16 protein-coding genes are annotated in these 12,923 nt (G+C 66.3%); 6 read left to right on the forward strand and 10 right to left on the reverse strand.

All coding sequences use genetic code 11. The annotated features are described in order from the left end of the window. Nucleotides 1-81 precede the first annotated feature (81 nt). Genes carS through AC4OR5_RS24295 form a run of 4 tightly spaced genes read right to left on the reverse strand, consistent with a single transcriptional unit; the run spans nucleotide 82 to nucleotide 2,709 of the window. On the reverse strand, nucleotides 82-1,419 hold the full coding sequence (gene carS, locus AC4OR5_RS24280; RefSeq protein ID WP_003097701.1) for a two-component system sensor histidine kinase CarS: 1,338 nt from the start codon (nucleotides 1,417-1,419) through the stop codon (nucleotides 82-84). Continuing rightward, nucleotides 1,416-2,087, reverse strand: a complete 672-nt coding sequence (gene carR / locus AC4OR5_RS24285) for a two-component system response regulator CarR (protein WP_003090494.1) — start codon at nucleotides 2,085-2,087, stop codon at nucleotides 1,416-1,418. Before carR ends, carS begins: the two co-directional genes overlap by 4 nt. Next, nucleotides 2,087-2,401: a PepSY domain-containing protein gene (locus AC4OR5_RS24290; protein ID WP_003097704.1), complete on the reverse strand. Its 315-nt coding sequence runs from the start codon at nucleotides 2,399-2,401 to the stop codon at nucleotides 2,087-2,089. Before AC4OR5_RS24290 ends, carR begins: the two co-directional genes overlap by 1 nt. Next, nucleotides 2,401-2,709, reverse strand: a complete 309-nt coding sequence (locus AC4OR5_RS24295; protein ID WP_003090497.1) for a PepSY domain-containing protein — start codon at nucleotides 2,707-2,709, stop codon at nucleotides 2,401-2,403. The genes AC4OR5_RS24290 and AC4OR5_RS24295 overlap by 1 nt, the downstream gene beginning before the upstream one ends. Nucleotides 2,710-2,923: 214 nt before the next feature. Here AC4OR5_RS24295 and AC4OR5_RS24300 point away from each other — a divergent pair, with 214 nt between their 5' ends. The 3 genes from AC4OR5_RS24300 to AC4OR5_RS24310 are packed head-to-tail and all read left to right on the forward strand — an operon-like array spanning nucleotide 2,924 to nucleotide 5,176. Further along, the gene (locus AC4OR5_RS24300) at nucleotides 2,924-4,006 is read left to right on the forward strand and encodes a patatin-like phospholipase domain-containing protein (protein ID WP_003143813.1); all 1,083 of its coding nucleotides are present in this window, start codon (nucleotides 2,924-2,926) and stop codon (nucleotides 4,004-4,006) included. A gap of 26 nt (nucleotides 4,007-4,032) precedes the next feature. After that, nucleotides 4,033-4,926 carry a hypothetical protein gene (locus tag AC4OR5_RS24305; RefSeq protein ID WP_003110080.1) on the forward strand — a complete coding sequence of 298 codons (894 nt, stop codon included), beginning with the start codon at nucleotides 4,033-4,035 and terminating at the stop codon, nucleotides 4,924-4,926. Further along, nucleotides 4,910-5,176 carry a YfeK family protein gene (locus AC4OR5_RS24310; RefSeq protein ID WP_003090500.1) on the forward strand — a complete coding sequence of 89 codons (267 nt, stop codon included), beginning with the start codon at nucleotides 4,910-4,912 and terminating at the stop codon, nucleotides 5,174-5,176. The genes AC4OR5_RS24305 and AC4OR5_RS24310 overlap by 17 nt, the downstream gene beginning before the upstream one ends. Here AC4OR5_RS24310 and AC4OR5_RS24315 read toward each other — a convergent pair whose 3' ends face one another. The 3 genes from AC4OR5_RS24315 to hmpA are packed head-to-tail and all read right to left on the reverse strand — an operon-like array spanning nucleotide 5,177 to nucleotide 7,850. Further along, nucleotides 5,177-6,370, reverse strand: a complete 1,194-nt coding sequence (locus AC4OR5_RS24315; protein WP_058160137.1) for an NnrS family protein — start codon at nucleotides 6,368-6,370, stop codon at nucleotides 5,177-5,179. After that, on the reverse strand, nucleotides 6,357-6,614 hold the full coding sequence (ppyR, locus tag AC4OR5_RS24320) for a psl/pyoverdine operon transcriptional regulator PpyR (RefSeq protein ID WP_003090502.1): 258 nt from the start codon (nucleotides 6,612-6,614) through the stop codon (nucleotides 6,357-6,359). The genes AC4OR5_RS24315 and ppyR overlap by 14 nt, the downstream gene beginning before the upstream one ends. 54 nt (nucleotides 6,615-6,668) lie before the next feature. Beyond that, nucleotides 6,669-7,850 (reverse strand): NO-inducible flavohemoprotein, encoded by a 1,182-nt coding sequence (hmpA, locus tag AC4OR5_RS24325; protein WP_058160138.1) that lies wholly within the window; start codon nucleotides 7,848-7,850, stop codon nucleotides 6,669-6,671. Nucleotides 7,851-8,004: 154 nt separating this feature from the next. On the opposite strand from hmpA, the gene norR reads away from it, so the two are divergent. The 3 genes from norR to mvaU all read left to right on the forward strand — a co-directional run bounded on the left by norR (nucleotide 8,005) and on the right by mvaU (nucleotide 10,676). Further along, on the forward strand, nucleotides 8,005-9,558 hold the full coding sequence (gene norR, locus AC4OR5_RS24330) for a nitric oxide reductase transcriptional regulator NorR (protein ID WP_003090504.1): 1,554 nt from the start codon (nucleotides 8,005-8,007) through the stop codon (nucleotides 9,556-9,558). 100 nt (nucleotides 9,559-9,658) lie between these two features. After that, complete coding sequence (gene queD / locus AC4OR5_RS24335) at nucleotides 9,659-10,015, forward strand: 6-carboxytetrahydropterin synthase QueD (RefSeq protein WP_003090505.1); 357 nt, start codon at nucleotides 9,659-9,661, stop codon at nucleotides 10,013-10,015. 307 nt (nucleotides 10,016-10,322) lie between these two features. After that, nucleotides 10,323-10,676, forward strand: coding sequence for a histone-like nucleoid-structuring protein MvaU (mvaU, locus tag AC4OR5_RS24340; RefSeq protein ID WP_003090506.1), 354 nt, complete (start codon nucleotides 10,323-10,325; stop codon nucleotides 10,674-10,676). A gap of 75 nt (nucleotides 10,677-10,751) precedes the next feature. Here mvaU and AC4OR5_RS24345 read toward each other — a convergent pair whose 3' ends face one another. From AC4OR5_RS24345 to AC4OR5_RS24355, 3 genes are all read right to left on the reverse strand, one after another. Continuing rightward, nucleotides 10,752-11,048: a VF_A0006 family four-cysteine protein gene (locus AC4OR5_RS24345; protein WP_009877656.1), complete on the reverse strand. Its 297-nt coding sequence runs from the start codon at nucleotides 11,046-11,048 to the stop codon at nucleotides 10,752-10,754. Between the two features lie 263 nt (nucleotides 11,049-11,311). After that, complete coding sequence (locus AC4OR5_RS24350) at nucleotides 11,312-11,896, reverse strand: GspMb/PilO family protein (protein WP_058160139.1); 585 nt, start codon at nucleotides 11,894-11,896, stop codon at nucleotides 11,312-11,314. After that, entirely contained in the window at nucleotides 11,896-12,279 is a 384-nt protein-coding gene (locus AC4OR5_RS24355) for a hypothetical protein (protein ID WP_128623048.1), read from the reverse strand. The genes AC4OR5_RS24350 and AC4OR5_RS24355 overlap by 1 nt, the downstream gene beginning before the upstream one ends. Between the last annotated feature and the right edge of the window lie 644 nt (nucleotides 12,280-12,923).

Here is a 12,923-nt window from a genome sequence, read left to right on the forward strand (position 1 = left end):
CCTCCTTGCAAGAAGCCCGGGATGCTAGGGAAAGCGCAGGAGGAAATCTTGCCGGGACTGTCGGCAAATGGTGAAGAACTGTTAAGCCCTGGCGGCGCGGCCGCTCTTCTGCAACGACAACTCGATGCTCACTCGCAGGCCGCCCAGCGGGCTGTCTTCGAGACTCAGGCGGCCACCGCAGGCCTCGGCGATGTCGCGCGCGATGCCCAGGCCCAGGCCATGGCCGCTGACCTGCTCGTCGAGCCGGGTACCCCGCTCGAGCACCGCCTGGCGCTGGTCGGGGAGGATGCCGGGGCCGTCATCGTCGACCTTCAGGCGGACCATGCCCTCGCCCTGCGCGACAGTCAGGCGGACTTCGCTATCGGCCCACTTGCAGGCGTTGTCCAGCAGATTGCCGAGCATCTCCAGCAGGTCCTCGCGGTCCCATGGCAGGCGCAGCCCCGGTGGCGCGCTCCAGCTCACCTGCAGGTGCGGGCCGTGGATCAGGCGCAGGGTGTCGCACAGCGACGGCAACTCCTCGGCGCAATCGAAATGTGCGCCAGGCAGCGCTTCGCCGACCAGGCGCGCCTTGCCCAACTCGCGACCGAGGCGCTGCTGGATCTGTTCCAGCTGTTCGCGCAGGACCTGTTGCAACTCCGGCTGGCGCGCCATCTCCTCGCGCTCGGCGAGGCTGACCAGCACCGCCAGCGGCGTCTTCAGGGCGTGACCGAGATTGCCCAGGGCGTTGCGCGAACGCTTCAGGGTCTCCTCGGTGTGCGCCAGCAGGTGGTTGATCTGCTCCACCAGCGGCTCCAGCTCCTCGGGAGCCTGGTTGTCCAGTTGGCTACGCTGGCCCTGCTGCAGTTGGGCGATCTGCAGGCGCACCTCCTCCAGCGGACGCAGCGAACGACGCACGGTCAGGCGCTGCAACAGCAATACCAGGAGCAGCGCCAGGGCGCCGGCGCCCAGGCCCATCCACTGCACACGGGCGAAGCTTTCCAGGATCGGCGTATAGTCCTGCGCCACCACGATCCGCAGCTTCTGGCCCATGCGCTTGTAGTGGCCGCGGAACACCAGCAGTCGCTGCTCCTCAGGCCCATCGACCAGACCCTGCACCAGCCCTTTCTTGTGCGGCACCTCCAGCTCGCTGTCCCACAGGGAGCGTGAGCGCCAGGTGTCCTTTTCCAGCTCGATGACGAAATAGCGCCCGGAATACGGGCGCTGGAACGCCGGGTTGAGGCGTTGCTCGTCCAGTTGCATGCCGTTCGGCCCGCGTACCATGGCCACCAGCAGGTTCTCCGCCTCCTCGCGCAGGTTGCCGGCGAAATAGCGCCGCAGGCCCTGGTCGAACAGCCACAGGCCGGTCTGCGCGAGGACCAGCCCGACCACCAGCAGCACCGCGAACAGGCCGACGCTCAGGCGCCGCTGGATCGACCTCATCCGGCGGCCACCCCGGCGTAGCGGTAGCCCTGGCCACGGCGGGTCTCGATCACCTCGCGGCCGAGCTTGCGCCGCAGGTGGTTGACGTGGACCTCGATGACGTTGGAATCGCGTTCGGTCTCGCCGTCGTACAGATGCTCGGCCAGGTGCCCCTTGGACAGGACCTGGCCGGGGTGCAGCATGAAATAGCGCAGCAGGCGGAATTCGGCGGCGGTCAGGTCGACGTCGGCGCCGTTCAGGCACACGCACTGGCGCTGCTCGTCCAGGCGTAGCCCGGCGGCCTCCAGCTGGCTCTGGTTGGCCAGCCCATGGGCGCGGCGCAACAGGGCCTGGATGCGCAAGGCCAACTCTTCCGGATGGAACGGCTTGGTCAGGTAGTCGTCGGCACCGGCCTTGAGCCCATCGATGCGTTCGGCCCAGGAACCGCGCGCGGTGAGGATCAGCACCGGAGTCGCGAGTCCCAGGCCACGCCACTCCTGGAGTATCTCCAGGCCGGGGCGCCCGGGCAGGCCGAGGTCGAGGATGATCAGGTCGTAGGGCTCGCTGGCGCCCTGCACCGCCGCGTCGCGGCCGTCGGCCAGCCAGTCCACCGCGTAGCCCTGGCGGGTCAGGCTGGCCATCAGTTCGTCGGCCAGGGGAACGTGATCCTCAACCAGCAGCAACCGCATCAGTCGTCTTCCTCGTCCTTCAGGATGCGGCCGTTGCGGGCATCCAGTTCCAGTTCACGCACGACGCCGTCGCGGGTGAGCAGTTCCACCTCGTAGACATAGACGTCGTCTTCCTCTTCCAGCTCGACCTCCAGCAGGCGCGCCCCGGGGTAACGCCCCAGGGCTTCCTGCATGAGGGATTCGAGCGGCTGTATCACACCGTCCTGGCGCAGGCGCAGGACCTCGTCCTGGTCCAGGTCGCGCGCCATCGCCTCGAGGCTGATGACCGCCAGGACCAGTGCGACGATCCCGGCGTAGCGCATGAGCCATTTCATCAGTCGTCCTGGTGGTCCTTGAGCACGGCGCCGGTAGCGGCATCCAGCTCCAGGTCCCACTTCACGCCCTGCGGGTCGCGCAACTCGACCTGGTAGATGTAGCGGCCGTATTCCTCTTCCAGCTCGGTATCGTGGACGCTCGAGCCGGGATGCTTGGCGATGGCGTTCTTGTTCAGCTCTTCGAAGGACTTGATGGTCCCGGCGTCACGCAGCTTCAGCGCCTCGTCCGGGCCGAGGTCGCGGGCCTGGGCCAGGCCGGCAGTCAGGGCGATGGCGGTGGCGGCGAACAGGGCAGTCAGTTTCTTCATGGGAATCTCTCCGTGGGAATCAATCGTGTTGCTTTCGACGGTTTGCAGATTAACCGGGCGCTCTTAATTGAAGCTGAATTTGCCGCAAGGACATGGCCGGGGCGCGCCATAGGGTAACGGAAAGCCTCTGCGATGGGGCTCGCCGGCGTTCGAAAGCACTTGGTCCTGCGACAACTCGTCCTATAATCGCCGGTCCGCAAGGGAGAAGACCAGCATGCCAGCCATCCAGATCAAGTCCCCCGCACTGACCCTCAAGGCCGGTCGCCGCGCCCTCGCCCGCATCCGCGAGCGCGGACTGCAGCCGACCGACGTCGGCATCGTCCCCGGTGCCGCCGGCGGGCCAAAGGCGCTGGGCATCCAGGGACTGGACCTGGCGATCTTCGGCGAGTGGCTGCCGCGCGCCCCGCGCGAACGCTCGCTGATCGGCGCCTCCATCGGTTCCTGGCGCTTCGCCAGCGCCTGCCTGCCCGACGCCGTGGCCGGCCTCACCCGCCTCGGCGAGCTGTACACCCGGCAGCGTTTTCCCAAGGGCGTGAGCATCGCCGAAGTCTCGCGCAAGTGCGCGGCGATGCTCGACGACCTGCTCGCCGGCCAGGACGCGCGGATCCTCGACAACCCGCTGTACCGCCTCAACGTGGTGGTGGTGAAGAGCCACGGGCGCCTCGCCCACGACCACAAGGCCAGCCTCGGCCTGGGGCTTTCCTCGGTGATCCGCGACAACCTGATCGGCCGCCGCCACCTGCACCGCCACTTCGAACGGGTGATCCTGCATGACGCCCGCCAGGCGCCCCCGCTGGCCGCGCTGACCGACTTCCCGTCGCGCTACCTGCACCTGGACGGCGGCAACCTGCGCCAGGCGCTGCTCGCCTCCGGCTCGATCCCGATGGTCATGGAAGGCGTCCGCGACCTGCCTGGCGCCGGCCCCGGCACCTACCGCGACGGCGGCCTGCTCGACTACCATCTCGACCTGCCCTACGAGGACCGCGGCGTGGTGCTCTACCCGCACTTCACCGACAAGGTGATCCCCGGCTGGTTCGACAAGGGCTTGCCCTGGCGCCGTGGCGACGCCGGGCGCCTGCAGGACGTGCTGCTGCTGGCTCCGTCGCGCGAGTACCTGGCGCGCCTGCCGCACGCCAAGCTGCCGGACCGCAAGGACTTCACCCGCTACCTCGGCGACGACGACGGCCGCGAGCGCTACTGGCGCCAGGCGATGGCGGAAAGCCGCAGGCTCGGCGACGAATTCCTCGAACTGGTCGACGGCGGCCGGCTCGGCGAACGCCTGCAAGCGCTGGACTGAGCCGCCACCGACGAGAAGGATCCTGCATGAAACTGGCCGTAGCGCTGATCCACGGCATCGGCGACCAGCCCGATAGCCGCGACGAGGACGGTCTGCACAGCTACGCCCGCGAACTGGTAGCGGCGCTGCGCCGACGTCTCGGCGCGGAAGCCGGCGAGGTGGCCTTCCAGAGCCTGTACTGGGCCAGCGTGCTGGACGCCCGCGAACTGGACTACCTCAAGCGCATCGAGCGCGAGCCGCTGGGCTGGCGCTGGCTGCGCCGGGCGGTGACGCTGTTCCTCGGCGACGCCAGCGGCTACCGCAAGGTCAGCGCCGCCTACGACACCACCTACCAGCAGGTCCACCAGCACGTGCGCAGCGGGATCATGGCCCTGCGCGCGAAGGTCGGGCCGCAGACGCCGCTGGTGATCCTCGCCCACTCCCTGGGCGGGCACATCGTATCCAACTTCATCTGGGACCAGCAGAAACTCAACCGCACGCCGAGTTGCTCGATCGACCCCTTCCTCGGCCTGGAAACCCTGGCCGGGCTGGTCACCTTCGGTTGCAACATCCCGCTGTTCACCTTCGCCTACGAGAAGGTCTGTCCGATCCGCTTTCCCGGCCACTGCCTGACCCCGGCGATCCGCCAGCAGGCACGCTGGCTGAACGTCTACGCGCCGGCCGATCCGCTCGGCTATCCGCTGCGGCCGTTGCAGAACTACGCCGCGGTCGTCCACGAGGACCTCGCCCTGCCGGTCGGTCCCTGGTACAAGCGGCACACCCCGTTGAGCCACATGGAGTACTGGAACGATGCGCGCTTTCACGATTACCTGGCGGACTACCTGCGCCGCCTGTTGGCTGCTGGCCTCGAGCCTGCCGGCGCTGGCCACGCCCTCCCCGCAGGCGAGCCAGGAGATCGGCCGCTTGCTGAGCTTTGTTGAAGACAGCGGCTGCACCTTCATCCGCAACGGCAGCGAATACCCGGCCGCGGAAGCCCGCGCCCACCTGCAGAAGAAGCTCGACTACCTGGAGCGCAAGGATCTGGTCGCCAGCAGCGAGGACTTCATCGAGCGCGCCGCGACCCAGAGCAGCCTCAGCGGCAAGCCCTACCAGGTGCGCTGCGCCGGGCAGACGCGCAACTCCGCCGACTGGCTGAACCAGGAGCTGCGGCGTCTGCGGCAAGCCCCCTGATCAACCGGGATGGCCGTCGACCCGCGGACGACACAGCATCGGCGCGTAGCACCAGGCGAATAGCAGGAACGCCAAAGCCCACAGTCCGCCTGCCAGGGGCAGCGCCCAGTTCGCCGGCAACAGGCTGGGCAGGAACACCCGCGCCGCGCAGCCGAGATTGAGCAGGGCGAAAGCCCAGGGCATCGCTGCCGGCGGTTGCAGCGCGCGACCGGTATGGCCGAGAGTGACCCGTGCCAGCATCGCCAGGATCAACCCGCCCATGCCGCCCACCGCCAGCGCGTGCAGCGCCTGGCTCGGCGCCAGCGCCAGGCCCAGGCTCCAGAGCGCCATGCCGAGCGGCGCCACGGCGATCCAGAAATACGCCAGGTGCAGTGACCAGAGCAACGGCACCTGCCAGATGCCGCGATCGCGCCAACGCCACAGGCGCCACAGTTGCGCACCGCCGAGGGCGGCGAACAGTCCTGCAAGCCAGGGCGTCGGCTGCGCCATGACGCCCGCGGCGGTGAGCAGCGCCACCAGCACGCAGCCCAGCAGGATGCCATTGTCCAGCCAGGCGATCGCCGGCACCTGCTGCTGACGGCCGAGACCGCGCTGGGTGAAGAACGGGATCACCCGCCCGCCGATCAGGTTCATCATTCCGGCGATCAGCCATAGCGCGGCGATGGAGGCACGCCGTTGCCAGTCGTCGTTGCCCTCGAACAGGCCGAGCAGGACCAGGGCGTCGGCCAGGGTCAACAGCAGCAACAGGCCCACCACCGGGTAATTGCGCTTCTGCCGCACCCGCCACAGGCTGCGACCGATAGCCCAGGCCAATAGCGGCAGGAAGCTCAGTTGCAGCACCAGCAGCAGCGCCAGCGGCGCATCGAATAGCCAGGCCAGGCGCGCCGCCAGCCAGAGCCCGGCGAGCAGGGCCAGGGGTTTGCCCTGCAGGCCGGGTACGCCGGTCCAGGTCTGCACGGCGGTCAACAGGAAGCCGGCGATGATCGCCACACCGAAACCGAAGAGCATTTCGTGACGATGCCAGGCCAGCCAGCCTCCGACCGGTTGCCAGCCGCTCCAGAGCCCGGCCAGCGCCGCCAGCCAGAGCGCGATGGCGAGCACCGCGAACAGCGCGCCGCCGAGGAAGAACGGGCGGAAGCCCAGGCGCCAGATCGGCGGTATGGCCATCAGCCTGGAACGATCAAGCACTTGCACAGCAGACCTCCCAACCGGGTCGACGCATGCGGAACAGCGCGCTCAGGCGCATCACGTAGCCAATCTTCAACAGGGTCGGGCCGAGGATCACCAGCGCATGGGAAAACACCAGCGCCGGCATGTTCAGGTAGCGGTCGAGGAAATAGGCGGCGATCACGCCGGCGACGAGCAGCGCCAGGCCGGCCGCCAGCAGCCCGTGACCGATCCGCAGCACCCGCCGTGGACAATCGAACAGAGCGTTCATCTCGATCTCCTTTTTCCGAAAAAGGGCCGACGCACCTCGCGCCGGCCCGTCGCTTCAGGCGTCCAGCGCGGCGGCCGGACCGAAGAACTCGTAGTGGCATTGCTGCGAGGGTACGCCGAGGTCGGCCAGGTGGCGCTTGACCTGCGCCATGAAAGGCCGGGGTCCGAGGAAGTAGGCGTCCAGGTCGCGCTCCTGCGGCAACCAGTCGGCCAGTTTCTCGCGGCTCAGCACTCCCTCGGCGTCGGGACTGTCGCCGGCGCGCGGTTCGCTGTAGCAGAAGAAGTGCTCGACCTGCTCGTGCTGCGCCGACACGTCTTCGATCCAGTCGCGGAAGGCATGCACGCCGCCATGCCGGGCGCAATGGATGAAGCGGATCGGCCGCGCCTGCGGCAGCGCTTCCTGCAACATGGCCAGGGCCGGGGTGATGCCGACGCCGGCAGTGATCAGCACCAGCGGCTTGTCGCTGTCACGCAGGACGAAATCGCCAGCCGGCGGGAACAGTTCCAGCTCGTCGCCCTCGGCGATCCGGTCATGCAGGTGATTGGAGACCCGTCCACCCGCCTCGCGCTTGACGCTGATGCGGTATTCGCGGCCGTTGCTGGCAGCGGAAAGCGAATAGTTGCGGCGCACTTCCTCGCCATCGATGTCCAGCCGCAGGCCGATGTACTGTCCCGGCTGGAACGCCAGCAGCGGCTGGCCGTCCACCGGCTCCAGGTAGAACGAGGTGATTTCCTCGCTCTCCGCCTGCTTGCGTGCCACGCGGAAGCGCCGCACGCCGCGCCAGCCGCCATCGGCCTGGGCGCTGGCGGCATACACCGACTCCTCGGCCTCGATCAGCAGGTCGGCCAGTTGCTGGTAGGCCGCGCCCCAGGCTTCGAGGACTTCGTCGGTGGCGATCTGTTCGCCGAGGACCTCGCGGATCGCCCGCAACAGGCAAGTGCCGACGATCGGATAGTGTTCGGGCAGCACCTGCAGGGAGACATGCTTGTTCACCACCTTGGCCACCAGCGGGCCGAGTTCCTGCAACTGGTCGATGTGCCTGGCGTACATCAGCACGCCATTGGCCAGCGCCCGCGGCTGGTCGCCGCTGGCCTGGTGGGCCTGGTTGAACAGCGGGCGCACCTCGGGGTACTCGCCGAGCATGGTGCGGTAGAAATGGGTGATCAGCGCTTCACCGCCGGTCTCCAGCAGCGGTACGGTGGCTTTGATGAGGGCACGTTGGGCATTGGACAACATAGATGACTCCTGACGCATGCAAGGTTTTGTTTCACCTCGAAGCATTTCAGGAAGCGTGCCAAGGCAAACTACCAGAATTTACGGGCCTTGCAGGCCGACATAGGTCATAATGACTGCAACCATTCAGAGTCATTAGGACTGCAAAGAGGTCGAAATGACCACCAACCCCTTGCTTGCCACCCTGATCCCGCTGGTTGCCGACCTGTCCCGCGACCTGCCGGAAGACGAACGCTACCGCCGCCTGCTCCAGGCCCTGCGCGACCTGCTGCCCTGCGACGCCACCGCGCTGCTGCGCCTGGACGGCGAATACCTGATCCCGCTGGCGGTGGACGGCCTCAGCCCGGACACCCTCGGCCGGCGCTTCCGGGTCGGCGAACATCCGCGCCTCGAGGCTCTCCTGGAGCGCCGCGGGCCGACCCGCTTCCCCGCCGACTGCGGCCTGCCCGATCCCTACGACGGTCTGGTGGAAGGCCTCCACGGCCACCTGGAAATCCATGATTGCCTGGGCTGTCCGCTGTACCTCGACGACCAGCCCTGGGGCTTGCTGACCCTGGATACCCTCGATCCGTCGCGCTTCGCCAGCGCCGACCTGGATACCCTGGAGGCCTTCGCCAGTCTCGCCGCCGCCACGGTCAAGGCCAGCGAGCGGATGCGCGACCTGACCCGCCGCGCCGAGGACGAGCACCAGCGCGCCGAGGCCTATCTCGAAGCCGCTGGCGAGCGGCCACGGGAAATGATCGGCCAGAGCGCCGCGCACAAGGCGCTGCTGGAAGAAATCCGCCTGGTCGCCAACAGCGACCTGAGCGTACTGATCACCGGCGAGACCGGGGTCGGCAAGGAACTGGTGGCGCAATCCATCCACCGGCATTCCATGCGCAGCGGCAAGCCGATGATCAGTCTCAACTGCGCCGCGCTGCCCGAGACCCTGGTGGAAAGCGAATTGTTCGGCCATGTGCGCGGCGCCTTCTCCGGCGCGGTCAACGAACGGCGCGGCAAGTTCGAACTGGCCGACGGCGGCAGCCTGTTCCTCGACGAGGTCGGCGAGTTGCCGCTGGCGGTGCAGGCCAAGCTGCTCCGCGTGCTGCAGAGCGGGCAGTTGCAGCGGGTCGGCTCCGATCGCGAGCACCGCGTCGACGTACGCCTGATCGCAGCCACCAACCGCGACCTGGCCGAGGAAGTGCGCGCCGGGCGCTTCCGCGCCGATCTCTACCATCGCCTCAGCGTCTATCCCTTGCGCGTGCCGCCGCTGCGCGAGCGCGGCCGCGATATCCTCCTGCTGGCCGGCTACTTCCTCGAGGAAAACCGACCGCGCCTGGGACTGCGCAGCCTGCGCCTGGACCACGAGGCCCAGGCCGCGCTCCTCGACTATCGCTGGCCGGGCAACGTGCGCGAACTCGAGCACCTGGTCGGCCGCGCCTCGCTCAAGGCCCTCGGCCACAATCCGGAGCGGTCGCGGATCGTCACCCTGCATCGGCAGGATCTCGACCTGCCCGCGGAAACCCCCGCGCCACCTCGCAGCGTGGTCGAGCCCGCGCCCGCCGCGCCAACGACCGGTCACTCGTTGCGCGCGGCCACCGACGCCTACCAACGCCACCTGATCCAGGACTGCCTGGCCCGTCACCAGGGAAGCTGGGCCTCGGCTGCACGCGAGCTGGGCCTGGATCGCGCCAACCTGGCGCGCCTGGCGCGCCGCCTGCAACTCAGGTGAACGACCGCCCGGTCGGAGCAGACCGGGTCCGGCGCGCAAACCTGCTACCATGGCGCCCCCATTCCGGTTGTCCGATAACCCCGATCCAGAGCGCACTACAGTGGAACTCTTCAAAGAATTCACCTTCGAATCCGCCCATCGCCTGCCCCACGTCCCCGAAGGCCACAAATGCGGGCGCCTGCACGGCCACTCGTTCCGTGTCGCCATCCACATCGAAGGCGAGGTCGATCCGCATACCGGCTGGATCCGCGACTTCGCGGAAATCAAGGCGATCTTCAAGCCGATCTACGAGCAACTCGACCACAATTATCTGAACGATATTCCAGGCTTGGAAAACCCCACCAGCGAAAACCTCTGCCGCTGGATCTGGCAACAACTCAAGCCGCTGTTGCCGGAACTCTCCAAGGTCCGCGTCCACGAAACTTGCACCAGCGGTTGCGAATATCGGGGCGATTGATTCGCCCGACTCTCCCCTGGCGCTTCGCCATCCGCTCTAAAACGGGCTTCCACACAACGGGCCCGTTCTGCCGTCTCTCTCCCATGGGTTGTACGAAGCATTATCCCCACGGACATAAAGGTTTCATATTCTTCCGGGAAACATCCGGCAAGCTGTCCCCACAGTCCGTTAGTCAATAAAACCGTGCAACTATATTGTTCTTCCAGTAGATAAAGACTTATCCTTTGCCGCGGACACGGAAAGTCCGTAAAGCCACTATAAATGCACCAAAACCCAGCACCATATTTTTAGAACGGGAGTGAAACGAATGTCCAAACTTGCCGAGTTCCGCGAGGCAGAGCGCAAACTTCAGGAGCAACTGGCCCTGCTGGAAAAGCTGAAAAGCGACAGCAGCCTGAAGCAGGAACTGGAATTCAAGGACAAGTTGCAGGCGTTGATGGACAAGTACGGCATGACCCTGCACAACATCATCGCCATCCTCGACCCCAAGGCTCCGGTCACCGTCAGCGCCGCTCCGCAGCGCCGTGCCCGCGCCCTGAAGGTCTACAAGAACCCGAACAACGGTGAAGTCGTCGAAACCAAGGGCGGCAACCACAAGGTTCTGAAAGCCTGGAAAGAACAGTACGGTTCCGAAACCGTCGAATCCTGGCTGCAACGCTAAGCCGGTTTTCCCGACGGCATCCTGCCGATGCCGTCGGAAACCTCACTGGCTACTTTCGCTCCCCTCCTCGCCAGATCAATTCTGCGACTTCGATTCGCAAGCGCTCCTGATCTTCTGCGCCGCCAGGTTGTTCTCCACCCCCGGCAGGTTCTCCAGCAGACACTCGTAATAAGCCTTTTCCCGCGACAGCAGGAAGGAGCCGTCGTTATACAACTTGTCGCAGGCCTGGGTGATGAAGTGAACCGCCACCCCGCTCTTCGCCGTGCGTTGGTAGTCGAGTATGCATTGGTCGTAGTCCTTGTCGTCGGCGAGAGTGGAAAGCGGAAATAACAGCAGCAGGGGCAGCAGGAACTTCATGGCAATGGTATCCATGGGAAAGTTGTGCTCCAGCATGGACGAGCCGGCTCGGAGTGCCAAGCCGACCATGAAGTAAAATTTTGCACTTGTTTACAGGCCGGACCAGACTGGCCGTTCTTCGCTGCGCGAATGCGACAATGGCGGGCCGGGGAGCCGAATCGCAGGCGTCCCGAGCGGATTCGGTTTCCCGGCCGCCTGGCGGCAACTCGCTCCATCGACGGGCACCGCCCTCCGCCGAACTCTTCCGGCAAACGGGTGCTGCCCGATCCGCATCCGCTTCAATAGGCCGCTACGAACAGGAACGACAACTGTAGATTGAGCATGGGCGACAACATATTGTTCAGTTCCAGAAACTCCACCGCTACTTGCCGCTGCTCCGCTTCTATATCCTGCAACAACCGACTGAACGAGGCTGGCTCCAACTGCCCGCGAACCTGGGCCTCGATACGCACGATCGTCCCTTGCTTCTCGAAGCCGCGAGGAAGCAGTACGCTCACTTCCGCGTCAGGGACGCCCGCCAGGCGAACCTGCTCGGTCAGCCAGGCCTGCACATCGGCCCTCGCCTGCGACGCATTCGGCGCCTGCCAGAAGCGCTCTCGCTGAAGGTTCAGGACCTGCTCCGCCTGCATCGCCCGCTCCGGCCAGGCGGTCTGCCGGGAAACGTCCTGGAGCTTGAGCCATTCCCCGGCCAGACGACGATATTCCTCCCCTCGTTCCTCCCTCCAATCCATGCTGAGCATGACCAGATGCACAACCAGCAGCAGGCACAGGCTCCAGATGGCCATGCGCAAGAGTGGTTTTTCCTGCCATTGTCGTTGCAGGTTCCGCCCCTGGAACTGCAGTGATCGCTGGAAGTCCGACATCAGGCACCCTCCCCCGGCGTACGCAGGACCAGGCTCAGCGATAGCCCCTCGCTCTGCGAAGGTTCCACCCTGACATCTTCGAAACTCCCAGACTCCATGAAACGCCGCACATAGAGACGCGGGTCGACACTGTCGGTGCCAATCCGCAAGTCCAGCTCGGAGCCTCGATAGCGCCAGGCGAGCAACCGACTGTCCTTCGGCAACAGTTCCGCCACCTGTCCCAGCAGCGCCACCTGCGAGCGATGCTGCAAAGCGCGCCCCAGCTCCGTGGCCATCCGATTGGTCTGCAAGGCCTGGTTGCGTGCGCTGAGGATCGGCGAGACCTGGCCGTTCAGTTGGTCGTACTGCGTTCGCAGCGCACGCTCGGCCCACCACCAGGACAAACCTTCCCCCAGATTGAATCCGCATCCCAGCAACAGGGTGGCTATGAGCCCATGCGGCAACCAACGCTCCCATCGCAGCAGCGTTGCTTCCGCCGCCGGAACGGCCCAGGGACGGCCCAGCGATTCCCCAGGCTCGGCAACCAGGCTCTCCGGGATGCGTATTCCCGCCAGCCCCCGGAGCAACCGAACCCATTGTTCTGGCTGGGGTGGGCTGGGAAAGAAATGGCTCAGGACAAGGCAGTCATCTCTCCAGACCTGGAGATCCAGCCCGGAGCGAACCCGAAGCAGCCGAACCGTCTCGCCTTCCGCGACCGACCGAGGGGGCGCCTGCAGGAGGGATTCGGGGATACAGCGATAACGCCGAGGTTGGTCGACGCAGTCTTCGGCAACGGCCTCCCGGACCTCCTCATCCCAGAACCAGACCAGAGCATGGCCACCCCGCCAGGCTACGTAATGGCCTGCGCGGCGAAAAGGCGCCAGGGCGGCAAGCTTCAACGCCAGTGCCTGATACCGGTCAGAGCGCGGTACATGATCGAGATCGAGACAGCGATAGACACACCACGCCCGATCCACGATCCACTGCGCTGGGGCGCGCCGCGCCAACCCTGTACCTCTACGTACCCACTCAAGCTGCGCCCGGCCAT

This window comes from Pseudomonas sp. YA1, from assembly GCF_058680555.1.

Excerpts from the sequence above, each read along its gene's own strand:
- AC4OR5_RS24345 (WP_009877656.1), bottom strand. The coding sequence starts at position 11,048 with ATGGATACCATTGCCATGAAGTTCCTGCTGCCCCTGCTGCTGTTATTT.
- norR (WP_003090504.1), top strand. The coding sequence starts at position 8,005 with ATGACCACCAACCCCTTGCTTGCCACCCTGATCCCGCTGGTTGCCGAC.
- AC4OR5_RS24305 (WP_003110080.1), top strand. The coding sequence starts at position 4,033 with ATGAAACTGGCCGTAGCGCTGATCCACGGCATCGGCGACCAGCCCGAT.
- AC4OR5_RS24290 (WP_003097704.1), bottom strand. The coding sequence starts at position 2,401 with ATGAAATGGCTCATGCGCTACGCCGGGATCGTCGCACTGGTCCTGGCG.
- carR (WP_003090494.1), bottom strand. The coding sequence starts at position 2,087 with ATGCGGTTGCTGCTGGTTGAGGATCACGTTCCCCTGGCCGACGAACTG.
- carS (WP_003097701.1), bottom strand. The coding sequence starts at position 1,419 with ATGAGGTCGATCCAGCGGCGCCTGAGCGTCGGCCTGTTCGCGGTGCTG.
- hmpA (WP_058160138.1), bottom strand. The coding sequence starts at position 7,850 with ATGTTGTCCAATGCCCAACGTGCCCTCATCAAAGCCACCGTACCGCTG.
- mvaU (WP_003090506.1), top strand. The coding sequence starts at position 10,323 with ATGTCCAAACTTGCCGAGTTCCGCGAGGCAGAGCGCAAACTTCAGGAG.
- AC4OR5_RS24350 (WP_058160139.1), bottom strand. The coding sequence starts at position 11,896 with ATGTCGGACTTCCAGCGATCACTGCAGTTCCAGGGGCGGAACCTGCAA.
- AC4OR5_RS24295 (WP_003090497.1), bottom strand. The coding sequence starts at position 2,709 with ATGAAGAAACTGACTGCCCTGTTCGCCGCCACCGCCATCGCCCTGACT.
- ppyR (WP_003090502.1), bottom strand. The coding sequence starts at position 6,614 with ATGAACGCTCTGTTCGATTGTCCACGGCGGGTGCTGCGGATCGGTCAC.
- AC4OR5_RS24300 (WP_003143813.1), top strand. The coding sequence starts at position 2,924 with ATGCCAGCCATCCAGATCAAGTCCCCCGCACTGACCCTCAAGGCCGGT.